Origin of the sequence: Qipengyuania nanhaisediminis (genome assembly GCF_045862805.1) — a bacterium.
In the GTDB taxonomy this organism is placed as follows: Bacteria; Pseudomonadota; Alphaproteobacteria; order Sphingomonadales; family Sphingomonadaceae; genus Erythrobacter; species Erythrobacter nanhaisediminis_A.
Window position 1 is genome coordinate 583,788 of sequence record NZ_AP025760.1, and the last position, 26,216, is coordinate 610,003.

A 26,216-nucleotide genomic window follows, 5' to 3' on the forward strand; every position below is an offset into this window, starting at 1 on the left:
CGGGGGCGGGATGAAGAATGCACGCCCAAACCCGCCTGCCATTCGCGGCAGGAATGCCGAGGAACGGCTCGCCAATGTCCGCGAGAACATCGCGCGCATGTGCAAGCCTGCGCGACGCGAACCCGAAGACGTGACGCTGATCGCGGTGAGCAAGACCCACGGTGCCGAGGCGATCCGCCCGCTGCTCGAGGCCGGGCAGCGCGATTTCGGCGAGAACCGCGTCGCCGAGGCGCAGGACAAGTGGCCTGGCTTGCGCGAGGAATTTGCCGATGTGCGGCTTCACCTCGTCGGCCAGCTGCAATCGAACAAGGCCGAGGACGCTGTCGCGCTGTTGGACTGCATCCACTCGCTCGACCGGCCCAGCCTTCTGAAAGCGCTCGCCAAGGCGATGGACAAGGCGGATCGGCGCGTGCCGTGCTTTGTCCAGGTCAATATCGGCGACGAACCGCAAAAGGGCGGCTGCGCGATTTCCGACACGCCCGCCCTGATTGCCGCCGCGCGCGAGGCCGACATCCCGCTAGCCGGGCTGATGTGTATTCCGCCCGCCGAAATCGAGGCCGCGCCGTTCTTCGCGCTGCTCGCCAAGCTCGCTCACGACAATGGCCTTGCGGGCCTGTCGATGGGGATGAGCGGCGATTACGAGACCGCGGTGCAACTGGGCGCGACCCATGTGCGCGTGGGCACCGCGCTGTTCGGCGCGCGCGGCGGATGAACGCAGCGCTCGCCCGTTTCCGCGAGACCTGGCTGGCGCGGCTCAACGAGGGGGCCGAGACGCTGCTTTTCCACGAGGCAAATCCGGTCGAAGGCGGGCTTCACACGCGCATTGCCGATGATTTCGTCGCTTCGCATGGCTACAAGCCGATCGGCTTCAACTGGGAACTGCTCGACGCAGCGCCCGGTGCCACCGGCAAGCGCGCCGCGCCCAGCCAGCTTGCCGAGGCCTTTGCCGGGCGGATCGAAAATCCGCGCCAGGAATGGCTGTCACGGCCCGATGCCGAGGCGTGCGCCGAGGCCTTCCTCGCGCTGTTCGACGAACCGCCGCTGACCCTGGTATCCAACCGCTATGACGGCTTGTGGAACCCGATTTCGTCCGCGCATGATCAATGGGCCTTTGTCGGCTTCGACCGGGGCGCGACAGCCTTGCTGCTGATCACCGCGCCCTGACACGAAAAAGGGCGCCCCGTTTCCGGAGCGCCCTGTTTTCGTTCGGGTGTGTCCCGCCTTGCTTAGAACTCGAACAGCGCCTCGACACCGACCTGGCGGCCTTTCGAGAGCGGCGAGAAGCTGCCCGCTGCCGGGAAGGCATCGAACGGCAGGTTGCGGCCATTGCCGAGCGGTCCGCCGAAGGGCAGCTGGGTGTCGCCGCCGACCTGGACGCCGTCGAGCAGGTTGCGCCCGTAGACCGAGAAGGACAGCCCATCCATCGGGGTGTTCCAGGTCACGTTGGCTTCGAGGTTGGTGTGATCCTGCACCCAGCCGAAATTGTTGTCGGTATAGGCGAACTCGTCACGGTACTGGAAGTTCACGCGGGTCAGGATTTCGCTGGTGGGCAGCAGCAATTCGTGGATGAAGCCCACGCCCCAGGTCACTTCGGGAACGCGCGGAAGGCGAAGTTCCAGATCGGTGTCGTCGATGACGCCGTCGCCCGAGATGTCGAACAGGATTTCATCGTAGCTGTCATTGATGATGCCGATATTGGCGGTGACGATGAAGTTGTCGGTCAGGCGCATGCGCGATTCCGCCTCGACACCGAAGATGGTGGCATCGGCGGTGTTGAAGATCGACTGCGCGACCCCGGCGGTGGCCGAGGACTGGTTCACTTCGCGCTGCATGTTGGCGATCTCGGTGACATAGGCCGCCATGTTGAGCGTGAAGGCGCCGTCTTCGGTCTGGAACTTGCCGCCAATCTCGTAATTGTCGACGCGTTCCTCGTCGAAGCTGAAGCTTCCGCCCGGTGCCAGGGCGATCGCTTCGAAGGCGTTCGCATTGGTGATGCGGAAATTGTAGCCGCCGCTGCGATAGCCGCGGGTCCAGTGGGCATAGACCTGGCCAGTGAGGAATTCATACTGGAGGCCGAGCTTGGGCGACCAGTTGGTGAAGCGCACGCGGTCGGTGAAGCCGTTGTTCTCGGTCGGGATGAAGGCGTTGGTGCCGCTGGTCGGGCAGGTGCCTTCGACGACCGAGCAGGCCGGGCGCGGACGGACATAGGTGACGGCCGCGTCCTTGGTTTCCTGGCTCCAGCGAATGCCGGCGATGACCGACAGTTCATCGGTGATGAACAGGTTGCCATTGGCAAATGCGCCGAGCACTTCGTGGTCCTGCGCGCCGCCGCCATAGAAAGTCAGCGGTGTCGAGACCGGGATGTCGCGCACCTCGGTGTAGGCGATCGACTGGTCGAAGAAGAAGCCGCCGACGGTGAGGTCGAAGCCATCGGTCGAAACCGCGTAGCGCAGCTCGTTCGAGATCTGGTCCTGCTCGGTTTCGGTGTTCGAGTGGAACAGGAAGTTCGGGGTCGAATCGATGTCGGCATCGGTGGTCGCGCTGTAATCGCGATAGCCGAAGATGTTGGTCAGCGTGCCCGGACCGATATCGAGCTCGGCGGTGAGCGAGGTGTTGAGCGTCTCGTTGGTGTAGGAACCGCGATTGTCGATTGCGAAATCAAAGCTGTTGCGGCTGAAGATGCCGCGGTTCTGCGCTGCCGGGCCGTCGCCTTCGGAATCGAAGTAGTCGACCTTGCCGGTCAGCGTCAGCGCGCCGAGCCGCGCTTCGAGCGCGCCGCGAAGGATGTAGGTTTCCGCCGCGCCGTGGTTCGACCCGTCGAAGCTGTTGGTGAAGTAGCCTTCGTCATTGTTGTAATAGGCGCCGATCTTGAACAGCAGCGTGTCCTTGACGATCGGGCCGGAAACTACGCCCGATGCCGTGTAGTTCGCGCCGCCGCGACTGCCATCGACGAAGGGGCCGTCGACCGCAGCGCGGAACTTGCCCTGGAAATCCTCGGTCGGGTTGCCGGTGTTGATCAGAACCGCGCCGCCGGTGACGTTGCGGCCGAACAGGACGCCCTGCGGACCGCGCAGGATCTCGACGCTCTCAAGGTCGAACAGGTCGAAGACGACCCCGCCATTGGTGCCGAGATAGACGCCGTCGACGAACACGCCGACGGTCGGGTCGATCGAGGGGATCGAGGAATTGATGCCGAGACCGCGGATCGAGAAGTTCGCCTGGCCGCGGCTGGTGCCGATCTGGTCGAGCGACACGTTGGGGGCGGAGAAGGTCAGGCCCTGGACATCGCGAACCTTGAAGGCTTCGAGCGTGTCGGCGTTGAAGGCGGTGACGGCGAGCGGCACGTCCTGCACGTCTTCGGGGTCCTGCGTCTTGGTGCCGGTGACGACGATGCTGCCGATCTGGTCGAGCGTGCTTTCACGCTCCTGCGGGCCGGCATCGACTTCGTCGGAGACGGTGGCGTCGAGATCGCCCGACTGCGCCTGGGCTGCGAAGGGGGCAGCGGCACAAGAGGCGAGCAGGAGGGTGGCAAAAGTGCGCGAGGGGGTGCGGATGAGCATGGTTAGGAGGTCTCCCTTGAGTAAGGGCGATGGCCAATAAAGCGCGAAGGCGTATTTGCAAGCCATGCCGGGCGCACCGGCAAAAGCGACGAAATTGTGTGGCTTTTAAGCGTCTTCGCTTTCGCGCTGGCGCTTGTCGCTGGCAGCGGAGAGCAGCGCGGCCTCGATCTCGGCGAGACGCTCGGGCGCGGTGATCTTCCCGCCGGTGAGGTCGGTGACATAGAAGGTGTCCGAGGCCATTTCGCCATACGCGGTGACATGAGCCGACTGGACGATCAGGCTGGCCTTGAACAGGGCGTGGGCGAGCCGGTTGAGCAGAGCGGGGCGATCGCGCGCGGACACCTCGACCACGGTGAAGTGGTTGGAAGCCAGATTGTCGAAATTGACTCTGGGAGCGACCGCGAAGGCCTTGGCCCGTGCGTGCGAGAGCGGCCGCGCGGCGAGCCGGGGCACCAATTCGGCCTCGCCGAACAGGGCCTCATCGATATGGCGTTCGAGCCGCTCGATCTGGCTGTCCTCGCGCATCGGTTCCTCGTTGAGGTCCTGGACGAGGAAATTGTCGATCGCATAGCCGTCGCGGGTGGTGTGGATGCGGGCATCGATGATGTTGCCTCCGGCAAGGTGGATGCCGCCGGCGATGCGGTAGAACAGGCCCGGATGGTCGGCCGCGATCACGCTGACCAGCGTCGCGCCGCGTTCCTCGTCGACGAGGCAGCGCAGCGACAGGCGCGCGCCCGAGCGCCGCGCCTCGTCATAAAGCGTCAGGTTCTCGGCGATGATGTCCTCGGGCTCGGCGATCCAGTAGGCATCGGCGAGATTGCCGGAGAGGTCCTCGACCAGGCTCGCGCGCCCGGCATCAGACCCGCCAAGGATTTCGCTCACAGCGGCCTTGCGCGCCTTGACCCGCGCGGCGCGGCCGGTGCGCTTGTGGCCGAGACGCAGGCGCTCCTGCGCGGCATCGTATAGCTCGCCGAGCAATTGCCCTTTCCAGCTGTTCCACGTCCCCGGCCCGACCGCGCGGATATCGACCGCGGTGAGGATAGCGAGATTGCGCAGCCGGTCGAGCGTCTTCACCTCGGCGACGAAGTCCTCGATCGTCTTGGGATCGGTGAGGTCGCGTTTCTGCGCGGTCGAGCTCATCAACAGGTGCTGGAGCACCAGCCACTGCACCAGCTCGGTCTCCTTCGCATCGAGCCCGAAGCGCGGGCACAGCCGCTTGGCGACCTGCGCGCCGAGCACCGAGTGGTCGCCGCCGCGCCCCTTGGCGATATCGTGGAGCAGCACCGCGACGAACAGGGCGCGGCGCGATCCGACCCGGTGGATCTGCTTGGTCGCGCGCGGGTGATCGTCCTCGAGCAGGCCGCGCTCGATCTGGCTCAGCAGCCCGATCGCGCGGATCGTGTGCTCGTCGACGGTATAATGGTGATACATGTCGAACTGCATCTGCGCGTTGACGCGTCCGAAATCGGGAACGAAGCGCCCGAAAACGCCCGCCTCGTTCATCCAGCGCAGGGCGGTCTCGGGATCGTTGCGCCCGGCGAGCAGGTCGAGAAACAACGCATTGGCGCGCTTGTCGCGGCGCACCGAACCGTCGATCGCCCTGGCGTCGCGGTCGGCCTGGCGCATGGTTTCAGGGTGAATTTCCAGCCCCTCGGCCTCGGCCAGCTGGAACATCTCGATCAGCCGCACCGGATCGTCGGTGAACCAGTTGTCGCCCGGCGCCTTGATCCGCCCGCTCTCGACCACGTAGCCGCGCAGATTGCGAGGGCGCGCGCTCCACCCGGCAAAGAACCCGCGCCGCACTTTCGAGCGCGAGGCCTCTTCCTCGAGATGGGCGAGGAACACGCCGGTCAGGCTGCCGACGCGCTTTGCCTGGAGGAAGTAGAACTGCATGAACCGTTCGACCGCGCTCTTGCCCGGGCGATCGGCGAAATTCATCCGCTCCGCGACCTGCCGCTGGAGGTCGAAGGTCAGCCGGTCCTCGGCGCGGCGGGTGAGGATGTGCATGTGGCAGCGCACTGCGAGAAGGAACCCCTCGGCGCGGCGAAAGCCCTTGTATTCGGTGCGCGTGAGCAGGCCGACATCGACCAGTTCGGCCGCGCTCTGGACCCGGTGCATGTACTTGCCGATCCAGTAAAGCGTCTGCAGGTCGCGCAGGCCGCCCTTGCCGTCCTTCACATTGGGTTCGACGACATAGCGGCTGTCTCCCATGCGCTTGTGCCGGGCATTGCGTTCGTCGAGCTTGCGCGCGAGGAATTGCCGCTCATTGCCGCGCACGACCTCGCTCCAGAAACGCGCGCGCAATTCATCGTAAACCGGCTGGTCGCCCCAGATCAGCCGCCCTTCGAGCAGCGAGGTGCAGATCGTCAGGTCGTCCTTGGCCAGCTGCATGGTGTCGCCGATCGTGCGGCTCGAATGGCCGACCTTGAGGCCGAGATCCCACAGGAGGTAGAGCATCGCCTCGATCGCCTGTTCGCACCATGGCGACCGCTTCATCGGGGTGATGAAGGCGATGTCGACATCCGAATGCGGGGCCATTTCGGCGCGCCCGTATCCGCCCACCGCCACGATCGCGAGCCGCTCTGCCGCGGTGCGGTTGGAAGCGGGAAGGAGATGTTCGGTGACGTAATCGTGGATCACGCGGATCAGCTGGTCGGTGAGAAAGGCATAGCCGAGCGTGATGGCATGGCCTGCCGAGGGCTTTTCCTCGAGCCGGCTTTCGAGCTCGGTGCGCCCCTTTTCTAGCGCTTCCTGCAAGACCGCGAGCACCGCCGGGCGCGCGGCCTCGCCCTGTTCGCGCGCGAGCGTGGCAATCGCGCCCGAAAGCGCGCGCCGATCGATGATCGCGCGCTGGCGGGGGACGCGGCGACTGGGAATGGTCCAGTCGGTCATGGCGTCTCCCCTCGGTTCAAGGCGCGCGGGCGGCGTGTCAGGCCGAGGCCGTCTGGCGGGTATAGTCCTCGCGCAGGCTCTTCTTGTCGATCTTCTGCGTGCCGAGGCGCGGCAGCTTTTCATGCACCTGCCAGATATGGCCGTCGAGCGGGACTTTGAAGGGCGCGATCCGCGAAAGCAGGAAGGCGCGCAGTTCGTCCGGGCTGACCGGGTCCTTGCCGTCCTTCACCCGGTAAACCGCAGCGGGCACTTCGCCCATGCGATCATCGGGCAGGCCGAAGACCGAGCATTCGGCGATCGAATCATGCGCATAGATCGCGTCCTCGACCTCGATGCAGGTGATGTTCTCGCCGCCGCGGATGATGATGTCCTTCTTGCGGTCGACGATGAACAGGTAATCGTCCTCGTCGAGATAGCCGAGGTCACCGGTGCGGAAGAAGCGGTCCTCGGTAAAGGCTTTCTGCGTCGCTTCCTCGTTGTTCCAGTAGCCGCGGAAATTGGCGACCGAACGGATGCAGACCTCGCCCACCTTGCCCTGTTCGAGCGGCTTTCCGTCATCGTCGAGGATCGCGAGTTCGACCAGCGGACGCGAGGCGCGGCCGGTAGAGCCGGGCTTGGCGAGGTAATTCTCGTTGAAATTGCCGCAGCCGACCGCATTGGTCTCGGTCAGGCCGTAGCCGAGCAGCGGGAACCCGCCCGGGAAGGCTTCCTTGATCTTGGTGACGTGTTCGAGCGGGCGCGGTGCGCCGCCCGCGGCGAAGCTCTTGCATGCCGAAAGGTCGAATTGCTCGCGATCGGGATGGGTGGCGATCTCGTAGCTCATCAGCGGAACGCCGACGAAATAGGTGACCTTTTCGCGGTCCATCAGCCGCAGCGCTTCCCTTGCATCCCATTTGGGCATCAGCACCAGCTTTCGCGCGATCGCGTAGCTTTGCAGGAACAGCGGAACCTCGCCGGTGACATGGAACAGCGGCACCGCGACCAGGGCGCAGGGCTGCGCGCTGACATCCTCGCCCTGGCTTTCGAGCAGGACCTTGGCCATGGCCGACTGGCTGACATAGTTCATAACGCCCGAGACCACGCCGAGATGGTCGGAAAACGCGCCCTTGGACTGTCCGGTCGAACCCGAAGTGTAGAGGATTGTCGCCAGGTCGTCGGCCCCGAGCCGGCCGAGCATGGCCTTCGCCACCGAGCCATCGAAACTTTCGGGCGCTTTCCAGATTTCGGACAGGCCGTCGCTCGGCACGCCGTGATCGATCAGGACGATTTTTGCGCCGTGCTCGGTCCCTTCGAGCCGCGCGGCGCGGCCCTTGTCGGCGAGCACCAGCTTGCACTCGGCAAGGCGGATGCCATAGGCGAGCTCGTCGCCCGACCAGAAGCCGTTGAGCAAGGTCGCGCACCCGCCCGCCATGGTGATGCCCATGAAGGCGATCATCCAGTTGGCCGAATTGCGCGCCGCGATCCCGATCCTGTCGCCCACTTCGACGCCGTGATCGCGCGCGAGGCTTTCGGCGACGCAGACAGCGGCCTGGTAGGTCTGGCCGAAAGTCAGGCGCAGATCGCCATCGACGAGGAATTCGGTATCCCTGTGCTCGTTGCAGAAATGCGCGAAATAATGCGCCAGCGTCGGCGGTGCCGCAGCAAAGGCGGGCATTTCGACGCCATCACGCGTGATCGTCTTGCAATGGAACGGCTGACCTTCCTTGGTCAGCTCGCCAATGATGTGTTCCAGCGCATTGTCCAACTGTGTGGGCATGAACTCTCCTTGCTCTGCCCCTTTTCGGTTCGGGGCTCGGTCTCTTCTCAGCAGCTCACACCGTGAGGGCGGCATGTTTGTCGGGGCTGGCACGACCCGCGCACTTCCCCCGAAGTCGCGGCTGTGCCACAAGCCCGGCTGACACGACACGCGCCTGTCCGGGCTCGGTCACGATCATTAAGAGGTTCTCTTCGTGCTGTCACTACTTGCCGCGAGCACCCAGGCCGCGGATCCGATTTACTGGTCCGATCTGGGGCTGAGGCCCTACCTGTTCGAGATCGGCGCGTTCCAGCTTCGGTTCTATTCGCTCGCCTACCTGATCGGCGTGATCTTCGCCTATTGGCACCTGTCCAAGATGATCAAGGCACCCGGCGCCCCGATGGCGCAGCGCCATGCCGAGGACCTGTTCTTCTATTGCACGCTTGGCGTCATCATCGGCGGGCGGCTGGGCTATGCCGCGTTCTATACCGGCGGAGAAACCGGCATACCGAGCGCCTTTACCGATTTTTCTGGCGACCGGCTGGTCAGCTGGCAATTGCTGCGTTTGTGGGATGGCGGGATGTCGTTCCACGGCGGGGTGATCGGGGTGCTGGCGGCGATCGCCTGGGTGTCGCGGCGCGGCAATCTGTCGTTCCTGCGGGTGTGCGACTATATCGCGGTCAACGTGCCCATGGGCATGTTCCTGGGGCGGCTTGCCAATTTCAACAATGGCGAATTGTGGGGCCGCGCGGCCGATGTGCCGTGGGCGATGGTGTTCCCCGATCCGCGCGCGGGCGAAATCGCGCGCCATCCCAGCCAGCTTTACCAGGCCGGGCTCGAAGGGCTGGCGCTGCTGATCGTGCTGATGCTGCTGTTCTGGAAGACCAATGCGCGCTATCGCCCCGGCCTGCTGGTCGGCGTGTTCACGCTGGGCATGGGGATCGCGCGCTTCGTTAACGAATTTTTCCGCGAGCCCGATGCACAACTGGCTGACTTTGCCGCGCGAACCGGGCTATCGATGGGCCAATGGCTGACCATACCGCTGATACTGATTGGATTGATTGTCACGGCCTACGCGGTGACGAGGAAGCCGGTGGGAACCGGGAGCGCGGCCCAGGCGCGGGCGTAGCGGGCGGCTCGGGCTATGACCGGCTGCTGCGGCTGATCGAACCCGACGGCAGTTCCCAGGACATTGCAATTCCCATGCGCGCGGGCTTCGGCCTGTCGCGCTTCGAGCGCGTGGACGAGGCGGAAAAGGCCGCCGCCGACGCTCGCGCCGCCGAGGAGAAAGCGCGCGCCGAGGCAGAGGAAACGGCCAGGCGCGAGGCCGAGGCCAAGGCGAAGAAAGAGGCGGACGAGCAGGATCGCAAGGAGGCCGAAGAAAAGGCCAGGCTCGAGGCAGAGGCCAAGGCGAAGAGAGAGGCGGAGGCCAGGAAGGCAGCCGAAGAGAAAGCGCGCAAGGAAGCCGAAGCCAAGGCGAAGAGAGAGGCGGAGGAGCAGGCTCGCAAGGCCGCCGAGGCCAAGGCCAAGAAGGAAGCGGAAGAGAAGGCCCGCCGCGAAGCCGAGGCGAAGAAGGCAGCCGAAGAGCAGGCCCGAAAGGCCGCCGAAGCCAAGGCCAAGAAGGAAGCCGAGGAAAAGGCCCGCAAGGCCGCCGAAGCAAAGGCCAAGAAGGAGGCCGAGGAAAAGGCCCGAAAGGCCGCCGAGGCAAAGGCCAAGAAGGAAGCCGAGGCCAGGAAGGCAGCCGAAGAGAAAGCGCGCAAGGAAGCCGAAGCCAGGGCCAAGCGTGAGGCTGAGGAAAAGGCCCGCAAGGCCGCCGAAGCCAGGGCCAAGCGTGAGGCTGAGGAAAAGGCCCGCAAGGCCGCCGAAGCCAAGGCCAAGCAGGAAGCCGAAGAGAAAGCGCGCAAGGAAGCCGAAGCCAGGGCCAAGCGTGAGGCTGAGGAGAAAGCGCGCAAGGCCGCCGAAGCCAAGGCCAAGAAGGAGGCCGAAGCCAAGGCTAAGGCTGAGGCTGAGGCAAAGGCGCGCGAGGAAGCCGAGGCGCTCGAACGCGCGCGCAGCCGCGATCTTGGCAAGACCTTCCGCCGCCTGATCAGCGAAACCGGCCCGATCAGCCTCGCGCACTTCATGGCCGAGAGCAACGCGCATTACTACACCACCCGCGACCCGCTCGGCGAAGAGGCCGATTTCATTACAGCGCCCGAGGTCAGCCAGATGTTCGGAGAGCTAATCGGTCTGTGGCTGACCGATCTGTGGGTGCGCATGGGGGCGCGCAAGAAGATCCATTATGTCGAGCTCGGCCCGGGACGCGGGACGCTGGCAAGGGACGCGCTGCGCACCGCAGCGCGCTACGATCTCGATCCGCAGATTCACTTCGTCGAGACCTCGCCGACCTTGCGCAAGCTCCAGAGCGAGGCATTCCCGAACGCGGTCCACCACGATGACGTCTCGACCCTGCCCGAAGACGCGCCGCTGCTGCTGGTCGCCAACGAGTTTTTCGACGCGCTGCCGATCCACCAGCTGGTCCGCTCGGCGCAGGGCTGGCACGAGCGGATGGTCGGGCTCGAGGACGGCGAATTCGCCTATGTCGCGGGCGACAAGCCGATGGATTCGATCGTGCCTGCCAGCTGGCGCAGCGCGAGCCAGGGGACGATGATCGAGACGAGTCCCGCCGCCGCCGCGGTGATGGGCGAGATCGCGCGGCGCATGGCGACGCAGGGCGGTGCGGGCCTGATCATCGATTACGGCGCGATGGAATTGCGCGCGGGCTCGACCCTGCAGGCGATCCGCGCCCACGAAAAGGTCGATCCGCTCAGCGCCCCGGGCGAGGCCGATCTCACCGCCCATGTCGATTTCGAATTGCTGCGCAATGTCGCCAAGCGCGAAGGCGCGGCGGTGATGGGCGTGCAGATGCAGGGCGAATGGCTGCGCCAGATGGGCATCGAGACCCGGCTCGAAGCGCTCGAACGCAAGAACCCGGCGGAAAAAGCCAAGCTTCGCCGCCAGTATGAGCGGCTCACCGATGACGGTCAGATGGGCCTCTTGTTCAAGGTGCTCGGCATCGGCGGGCCGCGCTGGCCGGAAGGCGTCGGCTTCGACTAGAGCCCGATGCGCTCGGCCAGCTGGCGCGCGGCTTCGGCGGGGCTGAGCTTGCCCTCGCCTTCGCGATCGACGGCGAAATTGGCCTCGCGCATGGCCTCGACCGGGATCGCCCCGATCAGTGGGTCGAGCGCGCGCGCAATGCCCTCGTCATCGGCGATGCGCGGGCTCATCATCAGCATTGCATCGTAGCTCGGCAGCGCCTCGCGCGGATCGGTCAGCACCACCAGCCGGTCGGCCGCGATACGCCCGTCCGAGGTGTAGGCGCTGATCACGTCAGCCTCGCCCGAACGCAGAGCGTTGTACATGAAGGTGGGCGAGAAATTGCGCGTCTCGCCAAAGCGCAGCCCATAGGCATCGCGCACGGAAATCCATTCGGGCCGCTCGAAGAATTCGGGGTCGCCACCGACCGCGAGCCCGGGCGCGTGCGGGACGAGGTCCGCAATCGAGGTCACGCCGAGTTCGGCCGCGCGCTCGGAACGCATGGCGAAGGCATAGGCGTTCTCGAAACCCAGCCGCCCGAGCACGTGCACCCCGGTATTCTCGCGCTCCCAGCGCACGATTTCCTCGTACATCGCCTCGCGCCCGGGATTGTCGTTCCGGCCCAGCTCGTTCGTCCAGATCGTGCCGGTGTAATCGACCGAGATGTCGATGGCAGAGGACGCCACCGCGCTGTGCACAACCGCCGATCCCAGCCCGTCGCGGAATGCGACCTCGTAGCCGGCGTCTTCCAGCCGCGCGCCGATCAATTGCGCGAGGATATATTGCTCGGAGAACTGCTTGGATGCGATCACGATCGCGTCCTCGTCATCGCCGCCTGACTGATAGGCGAGCGCGCCCGCCACCCCGGCTGCGACGACCGCCAGCCCCGCGCCCGCCATCCAGCGCCGCCGCGTGGCAAAGCCGCGCTCGACCAGGCCGAGCAGCGCGTCGGCGACCAGCGCGAGGCCCGCGCTGGCAATGCATCCGGCCAGCACCAGCGCCCAGTTCTGCGTCTGCAGGCCTGCAAAGATCGGATCGCCCAGGCTCGGCTGGCCGATCGTGGTCGAAAGCGTGGCGGCACCGATGGTCCACACGCTCGCGGTGCGGATGCCCGCCATGATGAAGGGCGCGGCGAGCGGGGCCTCGACCAGCCGCAATTTCTGCCAGCCGGTCATCCCCACCCCGTCGGCGGCCTCGAGCACTTGCGGGTCGAGATTGGCCTGCGCGGTCACCGCGTTCCTGAGGATCGGCAGCAGCGCATAGAGCGCGAGCGCGAGCAGAGCAGGTAGGAAGCCGAGCGTCGGCAAGTCTTCGCCGAACAAGGCGCGCAGCGACAGGAGGATCGGGAAGAACAGCGCCAGCAAGGCGAGCGCAGGGATCGTCTGGACGAGGCTGGCAAATCCCAGCGCCACGCGTGCCATGGCTTGCGACCGGCTCGCCCAGACCGCGAGCGGGAGCGCGACCGCGATGCCCAGAGCGATCGCGCTGGCGGCGAGAACGACATGGGCGGCGAGCTTGTCGCCGAGGCCGAGAAGGGCAGCGAGAATATCGTTCACGCCAGCCGCCCCTCCATGTCGGCAAGCCTTTCGGCCTGCTGGCGCGGAACCGCGACGAGTTCCTGCGCGATGTCGCCTCCCGCCCCTGTCAGGAGCGCGCGAGGGGTTTCGTCGGCAACGATCTGGCCGCGGCTCATCACCAGCACCCGATCAGCCAGAAGCAGCGCCTCGGCCATGTCGTGGGTGACCATGATCGTGGTGAGGCCGAGCGTCTCGTGCAGTTCGCGCACCTTGTCGCCCAGCGCGTCGCGGGTGATCGGGTCGAGCGCTCCGAAGGGCTCGTCCATGATCAGGAGCTCGGGATCGCCTGCCAGGGCGCGCGCCACCCCGACGCGCTGGCGCTGCCCGCCCGAAAGCGCATCGGGCATCCGGCCTGCCATGGCGGGGTCGAGCTCGACCAATTGCAAAAGCTCGGCAATGCGTTGCGCGCCCAGGGGCTCGCCTGCGAGGCGCGGACCGATCGCGATGTTCTCGGCCACGGTGAAATGCGGGAACAGGCCGATCCCCTGGAAGACGTAGCCGACCCGGCGACGCAGCCGGGCCTGGTGCATGGTGGTCACGTCCTCGCCTGCGAACAGCACCTGTCCGCCGGTCGGCGTGACCAGCGTGTTGACCGTCTTGAGCAGGGTCGACTTGCCCGAGCCCGACGCGCCGACCAGCGCGGTGAAGCTGCCTGCCGCGATATCGCTGGTGACGCCATCGACCGCGCGGACATCGCCATAGCGGCGTTCGACCGCGACAAAGCGCAGGATCGCGGCGTCTGCGCCCTCGTCGGCTTTCGGGGTAGAGTCGGTCACGCGGTCTGCCGGGCTTGCTGGATCAGCCATCCTCGTCGTCTTGCGGCGGGGCATAGGTGATGCGCTTGATATCGATCCTGCGCCCCTCGCTATCGGTGGCGAATATGTCGGTTTCGCTGCCATCGGGTTCGATTTCCCAGCACGCGCCGGTGCCGCTGTCGGGTTCGAAGCAGATCGTCCCGTCGGGACGCTGTTCCCAGCTGCCTTGGCCGAACGGCTCGCTGTTGCGGAAATCGCGGTAGCGCCCGTCCTCATCGACAAAGGTGGTCTGGACCGCGCCATCGGTGCCCACGGTCAGCCAGGCGGTTCCGGCCATGGCGATTTCGGTTCCAGCCTCTTCCTCGGTCGGGGGCTGCTCGGCAGCAGGTGTGCTCGCGGCGCTGTCGCTTGCGGCATCTCCGCTCCCTTCGGTCACGCCGGCTTCCTCGGCGCAACCGGAGAGCGCCATTGCACAAAGCGCGAGCAGACCGAGCGGCAGGGAACGAGACCGTGTCATCGCCGCCAGCCTAGAGCGCATCGCGCGCGGCAACAAGCGCCGGGCTACAAGCGCCGGGCCGGTCAATGCGCGAGCCGGTCGGCCGCGATCACCAGCCGCGTCACCAGGCCGCTTGCCAGCCAATCCTGTTCCAGCCTGCCGCCAAGCTGGTTCTGGACCGCCATCGTGACAAGCCGCGTTCCGAACCCGGTCGTCTCGGGTGCCGTGACTTCGGGGCCGCCGGTTTCGCGCCAGGTGATCGCGACGTTCTCGCCCTCGCTTGCGACCGAGATCGAGACCTGGCCTTCGGCCGTGCTCAAAGCGCCATATTTCGCCGAATTGGTCGCCAGTTCGTGGAACACCAGCGCCAGCGGCGTGGTCGCGCGCTGGCCGGTCGCGACCGTGTCGCCGGTGATCGACACCGCGCTTTGCCCGGGCACGCCGTAAGGCGCCATCAGCACGTTGAGCAGGCCCTTGAGATCGCCCTGGTCGTGGGTGTCGATCTTGAGCGCGAAATCCTGCGCCCGGGCGAGCGCGCGGATATTGTTCGACAGGGTGTCGGCAAAGACCTTGAGCGTCGCATCGCCGCGCGAATGGAGGGTGACGAGGCCGGAAATGACCGAGAAGATGTTCTTGATCCGGTGCGCGAGCTCCCCGGCGAGAAGCTCTCGTTCCTGCGATATGCGATAGGCATCGTCGATATCGGTGAGGGTGCCGTACCAGCGCGCGGTCGCCGGGTCGTTTGTCGAGGGGATCGCGCGCGAGAGGACATAGCGATAGCTGCCATCTGCCTGGCGCAGTCGCCACTGGTCCTCGAACACGGTGGCGGTCTCGGCCGCGTGGGCGAACTTGCTCGCGCTCGCCTCGTAATCATCCGGGTGGATCACCTTGCTCCAGTCTTCCACGCTCTTGCATGGAGGCTGGCCGGTGATCTCGGTGAAGCGCGCATTGAAATAGTCGAAGACGGGGCCGGGCGCTGCCGACCAGGCGATGTCGGGCACCGAATCGAGAACGAATTGCAATCGCTCGGCGCCCGCCTCGATCGCGGCCACGGCGCGGTTCGACTGGCGGAACGCCTCGAGCCGGCGCAGCACCGCGATGCCGAGCACTTCGAGCCCTTCCATCTGGAGATCGTTCAGCCCCTCGGGCTTGGGGTTTGGATCGATCACGCACAAGGTGCCGAGCGGTGCGCCTTCGCTGCTGATCAGCGGGATGCCGGCATAAAAGCGGATGAAGGGCGCGCCGGTCACCAGCGGATTTTCGGCGAACATCGGGTTCTCGCGCGCATCGCGGATGATCGTCGGCTGCGAACCGAGCATCGCATGGGCACAGAAGCTCCACGAACGCGGGGTCTCGGTCTCCTCGATCCCCTCGTGCGCGAGAAAACGCTGGCGCTCTTCCTCGACGATCGAGACCAGGGCAATCCCGGTCCCGCACAGATTGGCGGCAAAGGCGGCGAGGCGGTTGAGCTCGTCGTCATCCTGCAACCCGTCCATGCCATAGCTGCCGAGCACGGTGAGCCGGTCCTCTTCGCCGCAGAAATCCGGCGCTGGAGCGGCCCCTGTGGGCCAAGTCGTGGATTCGATGAAATCGAGCATGCGGACCCTGAAAAAATGCGGGAGCGGCGAAGGGATGGAAGCCTTTTCTCCTACAGCATCATCGAGGGCGGTCAAACAAGCGCGAGCCAAACGATTGGACTGGCATGGGAAATCGACAACCCCGACCAATGGATTGGCGTTGGCGAGCGGGATTGCTAAGGCCGCGCGCACGAACCCCTCAATTGTCGCCGCGCCGCACCAGAGACCAGCGCGCGAGCGGCGCACAAATTTTTTGCGAAAGAGAGCCATGCGCGCCACTCCCCAGTTTGATTTCCAGCTTGGCGAAAGCGCCGAGATGATCCGCGACAGCGTCGGCCGCTTTGCGGACGAACAGATCATGCCGCTTGCCGACAAGATCGACCGCGAGGACTATTTCCCGCGCGATGAATTGTGGGCGCAAATGGGCGAGCTCGGACTGCACGGCATCACCGTTTCCGAGGAAGATGGCGGGCTGGGCCTGGGCTATCTCGAACATGTCATTGCGGTCGAGGAAGTCAGCCGCGCCTCGGCCTCGCTCGGCCTGAGCTACGGCGCCCATTCGAACCTGTGCGTCAACCAGATCCGCCGCTGGGGCAATGACGAGCAGAAGGCGAAATATCTCGCCCCCCTGATCTCGGGCGAACATGTCGGCAGCCTCGCCATGAGCGAAGCCTCGGCCGGCTCCGACGTGGTCTCGATGAAGCTGAAGGCCGAGGCCGTGCAGGGCGGCTACGTGCTCAACGGCACCAAGTTCTGGATCACCAATGCGCCCTATGCCGACACGCTGGTGGTCTATGCCAAGACCGACGGCCAGGCCGGCAGCCGCGGGATCACCGCCTTCCTGATTGAAAAGGGGGATGAGGGCTTCTCGATCGGCCAGAAGATCGAGAAAGTCGGCATGCGCGGCTCGCCCACGGCAGAACTGGTGTTCGACGATTGCCACGTGCCCGAAGACCGCGTGATGGGCCCGGTCAATGGCGGCGTCGGCGTGCTGATGAGCGGCCTCGATTACGAGCGCGTGGTGCTCGCCGGATTGCAGCTCGGCATCATGCAGGCCTGTCTCGACACGGTCATTCCCTATCTGCGCGAACGCAAGCAGTTCGGAAAACCGATCGGCTCGTTCCAGCTGATGCAGGCCAAGGTCGCCGACATGTATGTCGCGTTGCAATCGGCGCGGGCCTACACCTACGCCGTCGCCAAGGCGTGCGATGCCGACCAGACCACGCGCTTCGATGCGGCGGGCTGCATCCTGCTGGCCTCCGAAAACGCCTTCCGGGTCGCTGCCGAAAGCGTCCAGGCGCTGGGCGGGGCGGGCTACACGCTCGACTGGCCGGTCGAACGCTATATGCGCGATGCCAAGCTGCTTGATATCGGCGCAGGCACCAACGAAATCCGCCGGATGCTGATCGGGCGCGAACTGATCGGGGCCGCGGGCTGATGGCCGTCTACATGATCAGCCGGATGACGATCCATGACCGCGCCGAATACGGTAAATACGAGGCGCGCTTCATGGATGTCTTCGAAAAGTTCGACGGCAAGGTCCTGAGCATCGACGAGGAGCCTCAGGTGATTGCGGGCGAATGGAATGCGACGCGTTTGGTGCTGATCGAATTTCCGGGCAAGCCGCAATTGTTTGCCTGGCTGACCTCGCCCGAATACCAGGAGATCGGCAAGCACCGCGATGCCGGAAGCACCGCCGAGGCGATCGTGGTCAAGGGCTTTGAAGGAACGAGCGAATGAACGAGACCATGCTCGACGCGCTGCAATATTACGGCGCGGGGGCGGGGCTTCTCGCCGCGTTCATCGTCTCGCTCAATCTCGGCGTCACCAAGACCGGCTGGGCCTTCGTGATCTTTGTCACCAGCTCGCTCGCACTGATTGCCTGGGGCTTTCTCAATGACGAGGGCGCGGGGATCGGCTGGCAGAATGTCGGCCTGCTGATCATCAACGTGATCGGCGTCTATCGCTACCTTTTCGCCGCCGGCGATCCCGAAAAGAAAACCAAGACAGCAGAAGAACCAAGCGCATGAGTGCACCTGCCCTTACCTCCAAGCTCGACCGCGAGGCTCCCGATGCCAAGGCGCGCTTCGAACACAACCGCAAGCTCGCCGAGGAACTGCGCGACAATGTCGCAAAGGCCGCGCTCGGTGGGTCGGAACGCAGCCGCGAACGGCACACCTCGCGCGGCAAGCTGCTTCCGCGCGAGCGCGTCGAACGGCTGCTCGATACAGGCTCGCCCTTTCTCGAGATCGGGCAGCTTGCGGCGAACGGCCTTTACGAGGACGCGATCAATGGCGCGGGGCTGATCGCGGGGATCGGCCGGGTATCGGGCCGCCAGGTGATGATCGTGTGCAACGATGCCACCGTGAAGGGCGGCACCTATTACCCGATGACGGTCAAGAAGCACCTGCGCGCACAGGAAATCGCCCAGGAAAACCGCCTGCCTTGCATCTATCTCGTCGACAGCGGCGGCGCGAACCTCCCGCACCAGGCCGAGGTCTTTCCCGACCGCGACCATTTCGGGCGGATCTTCTTCAACCAGGCCAATATGAGCGCAGCTGGCATCCCGCAGATCGCCTGCGTGATGGGCAGCTGCACCGCGGGCGGCGCCTATGTGCCCGCGATGAGCGACGAGACCGTGATCGTGCGCAACCAGGGCACGATCTTCCTTGCAGGCCCTCCGCTGGTGAAGGCGGCGACGGGCGAAGAGATCAGCGCCGAGGACCTGGGCGGCGGCGACCTCCATGCCAAGAAATCGGGCGTGGTCGATCACCTTGCCGAGAATGACGAGCACGCGCTCACCATCGTGCGCGACATCGTCAGCCAGCTCGGCGCGAATACCGGCGCGGCGAAGGACATTGCCCTGGCCGAACCGCGCGCGCCCAAATTCGATGCCGAAGATCTCTACGCGATCATCCCCGATGACGTGCGCGCGCCCTATGACGTGAAGGAAGTGATCGCGCGGATCGTCGATGGCAGCGAGTTCCACGAGTTCAAGCAGCATTACGGATCGACGCTGATCTGCGGCTTTGCCCATATCTGGGGGATGCCGGTCGCGATCCTTGCCAATAACGGCGTGCTGTTTTCCGAAAGCGCGCGCAAGGGCGCCCACTTCATCGAGCTTGCCTGCCAGCGGCGCATCCCGCTCCTGTTCCTGCAGAACATTTCGGGCTTCATGGTCGGCGGCAAATACGAGGCCGAAGGCATCGCCAAGCACGGCGCAAAGCTCGTCACCGCGGTCGCCACCGCCAGCGTGCCCAAGATCACCGTGGTGATCGGCGGCAGCTTCGGCGCGGGCAATTACGGCATGGCGGGCCGCGCCTATTCGCCGCGTTTCCTGTTCACCTGGCCCAATGCGCGCATCTCGGTGATGGGCGGTGAACAGGCCGCATCGGTGCTCGCCACCGTCCACCGCGACGCGGACAAGTGGAGCGAGGAGGAGGCCGAGGCGTTCAAGGCCCCGATCCGCCAGAAATACGAGGACGAGGGCAACCCCTATTACGCCACCGCGCGGATGTGGGACGATGGCGTGATCGACCCGGCCCAGACCCGCGACGTGCTCGGCCTGGCCTTTGCCGCGACGCTCGAGGCGCCGATCCCCGAGCGCCCGCAATTCGGCGTCTTCCGGATGTAGGAAACGGGCGGGCCATCGCGCTCTTGTCGCCGGTTCCCCGCCCCTTTTTCGCCACTTTTTCGGAAACTTGCGCGGCCTTGCCCGTTAAGACGGGCAAAGGAGACTGATCTATGCGCAAACACACGATTCTGCTCGCCGCAGCCCCGCTCGCCCTTCTCACCGCCTGCGGCGACGGTGCCGACGAGGCCGAAGGCTACGAGGCCGATGCAACCACGATTGCCGATGCCGAAAACGACCCCACCGCGGCCGAGGACGACTACACCCCCGGCCCTGCGACCAGGCTTTCGGACGCGGGCGATTATTCGGGTGGCTACACCTACACCTCTCCCAACGGCACCGAATACGAGCTCCAGCTCAATTCGGAAGACAAGACCTACAAGTGGTTCGGCCCCAACGGGCTCGAACGCACCGGCGACTACACCTGGACGCCCGATGGCTTCCGCATCATGATCGACGAGTTTGACGGCGGTCCGGCATGGTTCACCCTGCGCGAAGGCTCGCTCATTCGCCTGCGCGAAGACAGGGAAATCACGCCCGAGATCGAAGTCGATGGCGAACGCTATCGCCGCGATGACAGCAATGCCGTCTTCAGCCGCGATCCCGAACTGGGCAGCATGGTCGTCCCCATGGACGATTGATCGCGCCCAAACTGACCGGCTGACCGGTTGACCGACTGGCCGGCCAAGAGCACGAGACCCGTCCCCGGCAAACGGCCCGGGGGCGGGTTTTTCATGGCCGCGCCGAAGCTCGGGGGATAGCCACCAGACACGCGGCAAAACCGCTCGCTTTCCGTAGCGTAAGTGCTAGTCAGGGCGCACTTCGGGGGAGAACAGGCCTTTGCCACAGGACAAAAAGCGCAGTCCCACGCTGCTGTCGCGGATCGTGCGACGGATCATCATCGGCATCTATGGCTGGATGGGCTGGAAAATCGATACCGGCCTGCCGCGCGACCTCAGGAAATTCGTGATCGCGGGTGCGCCGCATACCTCCAATTGGGACTTCGTCTTCTTCGCAGGCGCGACCCACAAGGAAAACGTCCAGCCCAGCTTCATGGGCAAGCACACGCTGTTCACCGGCTGGATGCGCAGTTTCATGTTCGACATGGGCGGGATCCCGGTCGACCGGTCGAAACGCTCCAACGTGGTCGAGCAGATGGCCGAGGAATTTTCCCGGCGCGACGAGCTGGCGCTGGTGATCGCGGCCGAGGGGACGCGCACCTCGGACGGCGAATGGAAATCGGGTTTCTACAATATCGCGCGCGCCGCCAATGTGCCGGTGGTGGTTGCCTGGGTTTGCAATGAGAGCCGCACGCTGGGCTTTTCCGAACCCATGTGGCCGACCGGCAATTACGGGGAGGACCTTGCGAAGATCGCTGCTTTCCTGCGGTCCAAGCGCCCCGATTACGAACGCTTCAAGGTGCTCGAGGCGCAGGCCCGCGCGCTGATGGCGCAATCGAGGAAAAGCTGAGCGCGCGCGGGGCAGCGCACGAAATTTGCGGGAATTTGTGGTTTAAGCCTGGCGCAATCGCCCCTATCTCGGCCTCGCCATAAGGAGGGCAAGCGGGGCATGGCCTTGAACGAACAGACACGCCGCGAAGAGCGACGCCGGATCGCGCACCTGGTGCTCGACCTCGTCAAGGCGCGCGGGACCGAAATCAGTTACAATGCCGCGCTGGCGGAAAGCGGGCTGGCGCGCAGCCGGTTCGAACAGGTCTTCCCCGATTACGACGCGCTGTTCGAAGCGGTCGCCGAGATCTGGCTCGCACCGCATCTCGCGGCGATGGAAGAGGTGCTTGCAAGCGACCTGCCGCCGGTGCGCAAGATGTACGAATTCGTGCGCAGCCGCTTTGCCATTTCCCGCGATCGCTTCGCCGCAGACCCCGAATATTTCACCACGATCTGCGAAATGGGCGCGGCCAATTTCGAGCGCGTGCGATCCTATGTCGATCTCGCCGATCACTATATGTGCGAACTGATCGCGGATGCGCAGGCCGATGGCTATCTTGCCGGGCTCGAGATCGACGAGGCGCTTTCGCTGATCAACCAGATGGTGGCGATGTACACCACGCCCGATGCGCTGGTGCAGCTGGGCGACAAGTTGACCGAGGCCAAGCTGGCGCGGATCATCGACACGATCTTCATCGGCCTGTCCGCCGAAAGCGGCGAGGGCGCGAGGGGCGTGGGCACGCTTCGCCTCGCCCAGTAACGGCGAAGGTGACAGCGATGGCGGCAACGAGGCCGATCAGTCGCGCGGGCCTCGGCGAAATTGCAAGGTGTTTTCAGGGGGCCTCGGGCGCGGCGGCCAGCGGCGGTTTTCCGCCAGCGCGTATTTGAGCGCGCCTCCGATCACCAGGGCCGAAACCACCAGGATCACCGCCGCCCAGACCCAGTGCGGCAGGAACAGCGCCGCCTCGATCTGGCCGGTATCGGACAAGATGCGCCGCCCGCCGATCAGCGCTTCTTCGGTGAACAGGTAATTGAAATCGCGCAACATGCTCAAGGCGCCGAGCATTCCGAGGAATTGCAGCGTGAAACGCGCCGCCCCCGCCGGCGCTTTCCAGGCGATGAGGGCAAGGCCGCCAGCCACCAGCGGCAGCACCGACAAGCCTACTGGCGAGCGGACATAGGCGAGGACCGAGACGAGGATCGCTCCGGCCACCGCCCACAGCGCCGGGCGCCACAGCCGCGCGCGCGCGCTGGCTAGGATCAACAGGGCCCCCGCGACGACCGGGCCAAGCGGGCCGCCCGCCGCGATCGCGGCCGAGGCCAGCGGCGACAGGTCTGCCGACACCCGGCTTTCGGCAACGCCGGAACCATTGGCATAGATCACCAGCCGGTCGAATTCCTGTCCGAAAGCAAGGACGGTCAGACCGTGGCCCATTTCGTGGAACCAGGTGGTGAGGATCGCAAACGGGTAGGTGAGGTAGGTGCCGAAAGGCAAGGCTGGCAGGGCGAGCACCGCGAAGACCGCGAGCAGCAGCCGACCGACCTGTTCGGCCTGGCTTCCCGGTTCGACCATTGCGCGCATGGTTATTCGTCCGCCGCGCCGGGCACGGGGTCCTGGTCGTGCGGGTCCTCGGTCTCGGGCCGCGCCTTGCCGTCAACACCCACGCGGGTGCGGTAGCGCTTGGCCGCTTCCTCGTCCTCGGCGCGCTGTTCCTGCAGGATCGACCAGGTCGCAAGGAATAGCCCTGCCACCAGCGGGCCGAGCACGATGCCCGAAATACCTGCCAGCGAAATGCCGCCAAGCGTGGTCACCAGGATGATCCAGTCGGGAATGCCCGTGTCGCGCCCGACGAGGATCGGGCGCAGCACGTTGTCGACCGAACTGATGATGAGAAAGCCCGCGCCGAGCACGAAAATGCCCTGCCACACCTCGCCCAGGATCAGCAGGCCGATGCCCACCGGCGCCCAGACCAGCGCGGTGCCGACCGCCGGGATCAGCGCCAGGATCGCCATCGCGACCCCCAGAAGCAGCGCCGAGGGCACGCCCGCAATCGCCAGCATGATCGCGCCCAGCGCGCCCTGGACGAGGCCCACCACGCCCGATCCCTTGATCACCGCGCGCACGATGCCGAGGAACCTCTCGGCCAGCCGGTCGGCGATGTCGCGCTCGATCGGGGCCGAATGGAGGATCGTTTCGCCGATCCGTTCGCCATCGCGCAGGAGGAAATAGAGGACGTAGAGCCCGAGGCTGAAACTGAGGATGAAGCCGAGCGCGCCGCTGCCGATCGAGACCGCCTGCTGCGCGAGCATCCCGGCGCTCTCGCCGAGCAGTTCCTGCAGCCGCGCCTGCATCTGCGAGAAATCGTTCCAGCCATTGTCGGCGGCCAGCTGCTGGATGGAGGCGGGCAGCATGGCAAAGACCTGGTCGAACCATGCCGCCAGGTCGATCGGGTTCTCGCGCAAAGAATTGACGAGGCTGACCGCGTCCTCGACCACCATCGAGCCGATCCACAGGGCCGGCAGCAGCACCACCACGAATATGATCAGCAGCGTCATCGAGGCGGCGGCATTGCGCCGCCCGCGCATCTGGCGCAGCGACCAGCAATAGAGCGGGTGGAACATGATCGCCGCCAGCGCCGACCACAGGAGCGGCGCGGCAAAGGGCCAGGCGACCGCCGCGAACAATAGCGACACCGCCGCGAGAAGGAGCAGGAAGCTCTTGTGTTCGAGCGCGGAGGTGTCGTTCGGTTCGGCGGCTGACATGGCCTGTTGTGTCGGGCTTTGCGCGCCCGATTTCAAGCCATGATCACGAGCCCTGGTCACACGTCGAGATTGGCGACGTTGAGCGCGTTGTCCTGAATGAATTCGCGGCGCGGTTCGACCACGTCGCCCATCAGCCGGGTGAAGATCTCGTCGGTGACGTCGGCGTCCTCGACCTTGACCTGCAGCAGCACGCGGTTTTCCGGGTCGAGCGTGGTCTCCCACAATTGCTCGGGGTTCATCTCGCCCAGACCCTTGTAGCGGCTGATCGAGAGGCCCTTGCGCCCGGCGGCGAGCACCGCGTCGAGCAGTTGGCTCGGCCGGGTGATCGCGTCCTCGGCGATCGCTGCGGGCGTATCCTCGCCTGCCTCGCTCTCGCCGCCGCTATCGTCCTCGGCCGGGGCATCGCCGGCCTTCACCAGCCGCACCGGGCTGTCATAGGTCGCCGCCTGCGGTGCCGCGATCGAATGCAGCTTCATCGCCTCGGTGCTGGTGAGGAAGCGGCCCTCGATCTCGTGGACATCGGTCACACCGCGCCACAGCCGCGAGAACTGCACCGTTCCGCTTTCGAGCATCCGCACCGACCAGGTCGCGTCGTTGTCGCCCGCCTCGAGCCGCGTGGCGGTGGCTTCGAGCCTGGCGATCCGGTCCGCATCCGAAAGCTTGGGATCGAGCGCGCCGGTGAGCGCCATCTGCTCGATGATCGCGCTGTCATAGCGGCGCGGGACGAAGGCCATCATGTTCTTGAGCCGCAAGGACTGGTCGACCAGTTCGCGCAGGTCCCCGTCCGAACGCGCGCCGCCGGCGGTTTCGAGAAGCCGGCCCTGAAGCCCCGCATCGACGAGGTAGCGGTCGAGCGCGCCCTGGTCTTTCAGATAGACCTCGCTCTTGCCCTTGGCGACCTTGAACAGCGGCGGCTGGGCGATGAACAGGTGTCCGGCCTTGACGATCTCGGGCATCTGGCGGTGGAAGAAGGTGAGCAGCAGCGTGCGGATATGCGCGCCGTCGACATCGGCGTCGGTCATGATCACGATCTTGTGATAGCGCAGTTTCTCGATGTCGAATTCGTCGCGGATGCCGGTGCCCATCGCCTGGATCAGCGTGCCGACTTCCTTCGACGAGATGATGCGGTCGAAACGCGCGCGCTCGACATTGAGGATCTTGCCCTTGAGCGGGAGGATCGCCTGGTACTGGCTGTCGCGCCCGCCCTTGGCCGAGCCGCCTGCCGAATCGCCCTCGACCAGGAAGATCTCGGCCTTGGTCGCATCGCGTTCGCGGCAATCGGCGAGCTTTCCGGGCAAGCTCGCGACGCTCATCGCGCCCTTGCGGCTCATCTCGCGCGCCCGGCGGGCGGCTTCGCGCGCGGCGGCGGCATCGACGATCTTCTGGATGATCGCCTTGGCATCGGCGGGGTTTTCCTCGAGCCACTCGGTCATCTTCTCGCCCATCAGCGATTCCAATGGCTGACGGACCTCGGAGGAGACCAGCTTGTCCTTGGTCTGCGAGGAGAACTTGGGATCGGGCAGCTTGACCGAAACGATCGCGGTCAGCCCTTCGCGCATGTCCTCACCCGAAAGCGAGACCTTCTCCTTCTTGAGCAGGCCCGAGGACGAGGCGTAGTTGTTGAGCGTGCGCGTCAACGCGGCGCGGAAGGCGGCAAGGTGCGTGCCGCCATCGCGCTGCGGGATGTTGTTGGTGAAGGTGAGGACGTTTTCGTAATAGCTGTCGTTCCATTCGAGGGCGACATCGATCCCGATCCCGTCCTTTTCGGCGGAGACCGAGATCGGCTCGTCGATCAGCGCGTCCTTGTTGCGGTCGAGCCATTTGACGAAGGCGGCGATCCCGCCCTCGTAGAACAGGTCGTGTTCGGCGACATCCTCGTGGCGCTTGTCGCGCAGCAGGATGCGCACGCCGGAATTGAGGAAGGCAAGCTCGCGATAGCGGTGCTCGAGTTTTTCGAAATCGAATTCGGTGACGTTCTTGAACGTCTCGGTCGAGGGCATGAAGGTGACCCGCGTGCCCTTCTTGAAGCCGTTGTCATCGGGGTTCCGGTCGACCTTGGGCGCGGGGCCGCGCACTTCGAGGCTGTTCACGGCATCGCCGTGCTCGAAGCGCATCCAGTGTTCCTTGCCGTCGCGCCAGATCGTGAGCTCAAGCCATTCGGACAGCGCGTTGACCACCGACACGCCCACGCCGTGGAGGCCGCCGGAGACCTTGTAGGCGTTGTCGTCGGAGGTGTTCTCGAACTTTCCGCCGGCGTGAAGCTGGGTCATGATGACCTCGGCTGCGGACACGCCCTCTTCCTTGTGCATGTCGACCGGGATGCCGCGGCCATTGTCCTCGACCGAAACCGATCCGTCGGCATTGAGTTCGATCAATACGAGGTCGCAATGGCCTGCCAGCGCTTCGTCGATCGCGTTGTCGGATACCTCAAACACCATGTGGTGGAGGCCCGATCCGTCATCGGTGTCGCCGATATACATGCCGGGGCGCTTGCGGACCGCGTCGAGCCCCTTGAGGACCTTGATCGAATCCGCGCCATATTCGCCCATCTGGCGCTGCTTTTCGGGGGTATTTTCGCCGTTTGCCGGAGTGTCGTTTTCCATGCCCATCATATAGGCGCGCATCGGCCGATTCCCAAACTTTGCGTGGGTCGCTCGCGCGGTTTTTCCACCGCCTCCCGCAGCGCCCGTTCGAGGCCGGTGGAACC

21 protein-coding genes are annotated in these 26,216 nt (G+C 65.3%); 11 read left to right on the top strand and 10 right to left on the bottom strand.

Annotated features, from left to right (window positions below; genetic code table 11):
* Positions 1 to 10 precede the first annotated feature (10 nt).
* Positions 11 to 712, top strand: a complete 702-nt coding sequence (locus ACKTSM_RS02865; RefSeq protein WP_407875635.1) for a YggS family pyridoxal phosphate-dependent enzyme — start codon at positions 11 to 13, stop codon at positions 710 to 712.
* Complete coding sequence (locus tag ACKTSM_RS02870) at positions 709 to 1,164, top strand: hypothetical protein (RefSeq protein WP_407875636.1); 456 nt, start codon at positions 709 to 711, stop codon at positions 1,162 to 1,164. The genes ACKTSM_RS02865 and ACKTSM_RS02870 overlap by 4 nt, the downstream gene beginning before the upstream one ends.
* Before the next feature lie 62 nt (positions 1,165 to 1,226).
* On the opposite strand, the gene ACKTSM_RS02875 is transcribed toward ACKTSM_RS02870, so the two are convergent.
* The 3 genes from ACKTSM_RS02875 to ACKTSM_RS02885 all read right to left on the bottom strand — a co-directional run bounded on the left by ACKTSM_RS02875 (position 1,227) and on the right by ACKTSM_RS02885 (position 8,208).
* Positions 1,227 to 3,560, bottom strand: coding sequence for a TonB-dependent receptor (locus ACKTSM_RS02875; protein WP_407875637.1), 2,334 nt, complete (start codon positions 3,558 to 3,560; stop codon positions 1,227 to 1,229).
* Between the two features lie 105 nt (positions 3,561 to 3,665).
* On the bottom strand, positions 3,666 to 6,452 hold the full coding sequence (locus ACKTSM_RS02880) for a [protein-PII] uridylyltransferase (RefSeq protein WP_407875638.1): 2,787 nt from the start codon (positions 6,450 to 6,452) through the stop codon (positions 3,666 to 3,668).
* A gap of 37 nt (positions 6,453 to 6,489) precedes the next feature.
* The gene (locus tag ACKTSM_RS02885) at positions 6,490 to 8,208 is read right to left on the bottom strand and encodes a class I adenylate-forming enzyme family protein (RefSeq protein ID WP_407875639.1); all 1,719 of its coding nucleotides are present in this window, start codon (positions 8,206 to 8,208) and stop codon (positions 6,490 to 6,492) included.
* Positions 8,209 to 8,401: 193 nt separating this feature from the next.
* Here ACKTSM_RS02885 and lgt point away from each other — a divergent pair, with 193 nt between their 5' ends.
* Positions 8,402 to 9,316, top strand: coding sequence for a prolipoprotein diacylglyceryl transferase (gene lgt, locus ACKTSM_RS02890; protein WP_407875640.1), 915 nt, complete (start codon positions 8,402 to 8,404; stop codon positions 9,314 to 9,316).
* A complete protein-coding gene (locus ACKTSM_RS02895) occupies positions 9,214 to 11,283 on the top strand; it encodes a class I SAM-dependent methyltransferase (protein WP_407875641.1) in 2,070 nt (689 codons plus the stop codon). The genes lgt and ACKTSM_RS02895 overlap by 103 nt, the downstream gene beginning before the upstream one ends.
* Here ACKTSM_RS02895 and ACKTSM_RS02900 read toward each other — a convergent pair.
* The 4 genes from ACKTSM_RS02900 to ACKTSM_RS02915 all read right to left on the bottom strand — a co-directional run bounded on the left by ACKTSM_RS02900 (position 11,280) and on the right by ACKTSM_RS02915 (position 15,688).
* Complete coding sequence (locus ACKTSM_RS02900) at positions 11,280 to 12,818, bottom strand: ABC transporter permease/substrate-binding protein (RefSeq protein WP_407875642.1); 1,539 nt, start codon at positions 12,816 to 12,818, stop codon at positions 11,280 to 11,282. The two genes, ACKTSM_RS02895 and ACKTSM_RS02900, sit on opposite strands and share 4 nt — an antisense overlap.
* Positions 12,815 to 13,645, bottom strand: coding sequence for an ATP-binding cassette domain-containing protein (locus tag ACKTSM_RS02905; RefSeq protein WP_407875643.1), 831 nt, complete (start codon positions 13,643 to 13,645; stop codon positions 12,815 to 12,817). The genes ACKTSM_RS02900 and ACKTSM_RS02905 overlap by 4 nt, the downstream gene beginning before the upstream one ends.
* Positions 13,638 to 14,030, bottom strand: a complete 393-nt coding sequence (locus ACKTSM_RS02910; protein WP_407875644.1) for a hypothetical protein — start codon at positions 14,028 to 14,030, stop codon at positions 13,638 to 13,640. The genes ACKTSM_RS02905 and ACKTSM_RS02910 overlap by 8 nt, the downstream gene beginning before the upstream one ends.
* A 143-nt stretch (positions 14,031 to 14,173) precedes the next feature.
* Entirely contained in the window at positions 14,174 to 15,688 is a 1,515-nt protein-coding gene (locus ACKTSM_RS02915) for an HWE histidine kinase domain-containing protein (protein ID WP_407875645.1), read from the bottom strand.
* Positions 15,689 to 15,935: 247 nt separating this feature from the next.
* On the opposite strand from ACKTSM_RS02915, the gene ACKTSM_RS02920 reads away from it, so the two are divergent.
* From ACKTSM_RS02920 to ACKTSM_RS02950, 7 genes are all read left to right on the top strand, one after another.
* Positions 15,936 to 17,105 carry an isovaleryl-CoA dehydrogenase gene (locus ACKTSM_RS02920; RefSeq protein WP_407875646.1) on the top strand — a complete coding sequence of 390 codons (1,170 nt, stop codon included), beginning with the start codon at positions 15,936 to 15,938 and terminating at the stop codon, positions 17,103 to 17,105.
* On the top strand, positions 17,105 to 17,407 hold the full coding sequence (locus ACKTSM_RS02925; protein WP_407875647.1) for a DUF1330 domain-containing protein: 303 nt from the start codon (positions 17,105 to 17,107) through the stop codon (positions 17,405 to 17,407). Before ACKTSM_RS02920 ends, ACKTSM_RS02925 begins: the two co-directional genes overlap by 1 nt.
* A complete protein-coding gene (locus ACKTSM_RS02930) occupies positions 17,404 to 17,697 on the top strand; it encodes a hypothetical protein (protein WP_407875648.1) in 294 nt (97 codons plus the stop codon). Before ACKTSM_RS02925 ends, ACKTSM_RS02930 begins: the two co-directional genes overlap by 4 nt.
* Positions 17,694 to 19,301, top strand: coding sequence for a carboxyl transferase domain-containing protein (locus tag ACKTSM_RS02935; RefSeq protein WP_407875649.1), 1,608 nt, complete (start codon positions 17,694 to 17,696; stop codon positions 19,299 to 19,301). Before ACKTSM_RS02930 ends, ACKTSM_RS02935 begins: the two co-directional genes overlap by 4 nt.
* A 110-nt stretch (positions 19,302 to 19,411) precedes the next feature.
* Positions 19,412 to 19,939: a hypothetical protein gene (locus tag ACKTSM_RS02940; RefSeq protein WP_407875650.1), complete on the top strand. Its 528-nt coding sequence runs from the start codon at positions 19,412 to 19,414 to the stop codon at positions 19,937 to 19,939.
* A gap of 199 nt (positions 19,940 to 20,138) precedes the next feature.
* Entirely contained in the window at positions 20,139 to 20,768 is a 630-nt protein-coding gene (locus tag ACKTSM_RS02945; protein ID WP_407875651.1) for a 1-acyl-sn-glycerol-3-phosphate acyltransferase, read from the top strand.
* 99 nt (positions 20,769 to 20,867) lie between these two features.
* Complete coding sequence (locus ACKTSM_RS02950) at positions 20,868 to 21,506, top strand: hypothetical protein (RefSeq protein ID WP_407875652.1); 639 nt, start codon at positions 20,868 to 20,870, stop codon at positions 21,504 to 21,506.
* A gap of 36 nt (positions 21,507 to 21,542) precedes the next feature.
* Here ACKTSM_RS02950 and ACKTSM_RS02955 read toward each other — a convergent pair whose 3' ends face one another.
* Genes ACKTSM_RS02955 through gyrB form a run of 3 tightly spaced genes read right to left on the bottom strand, consistent with a single transcriptional unit; the run spans position 21,543 to position 26,112 of the window.
* Positions 21,543 to 22,328 (bottom strand): M50 family metallopeptidase, encoded by a 786-nt coding sequence (locus ACKTSM_RS02955; protein ID WP_407875653.1) that lies wholly within the window; start codon positions 22,326 to 22,328, stop codon positions 21,543 to 21,545.
* 2 nt (positions 22,329 to 22,330) lie between these two features.
* Entirely contained in the window at positions 22,331 to 23,509 is a 1,179-nt protein-coding gene (locus ACKTSM_RS02960) for an AI-2E family transporter (RefSeq protein ID WP_407875654.1), read from the bottom strand.
* Positions 23,510 to 23,565: 56 nt separating this feature from the next.
* Positions 23,566 to 26,112 (bottom strand): DNA topoisomerase (ATP-hydrolyzing) subunit B, encoded by a 2,547-nt coding sequence (gene gyrB, locus ACKTSM_RS02965; RefSeq protein WP_407876405.1) that lies wholly within the window; start codon positions 26,110 to 26,112, stop codon positions 23,566 to 23,568.
* Positions 26,113 to 26,216 lie beyond the last annotated feature (104 nt).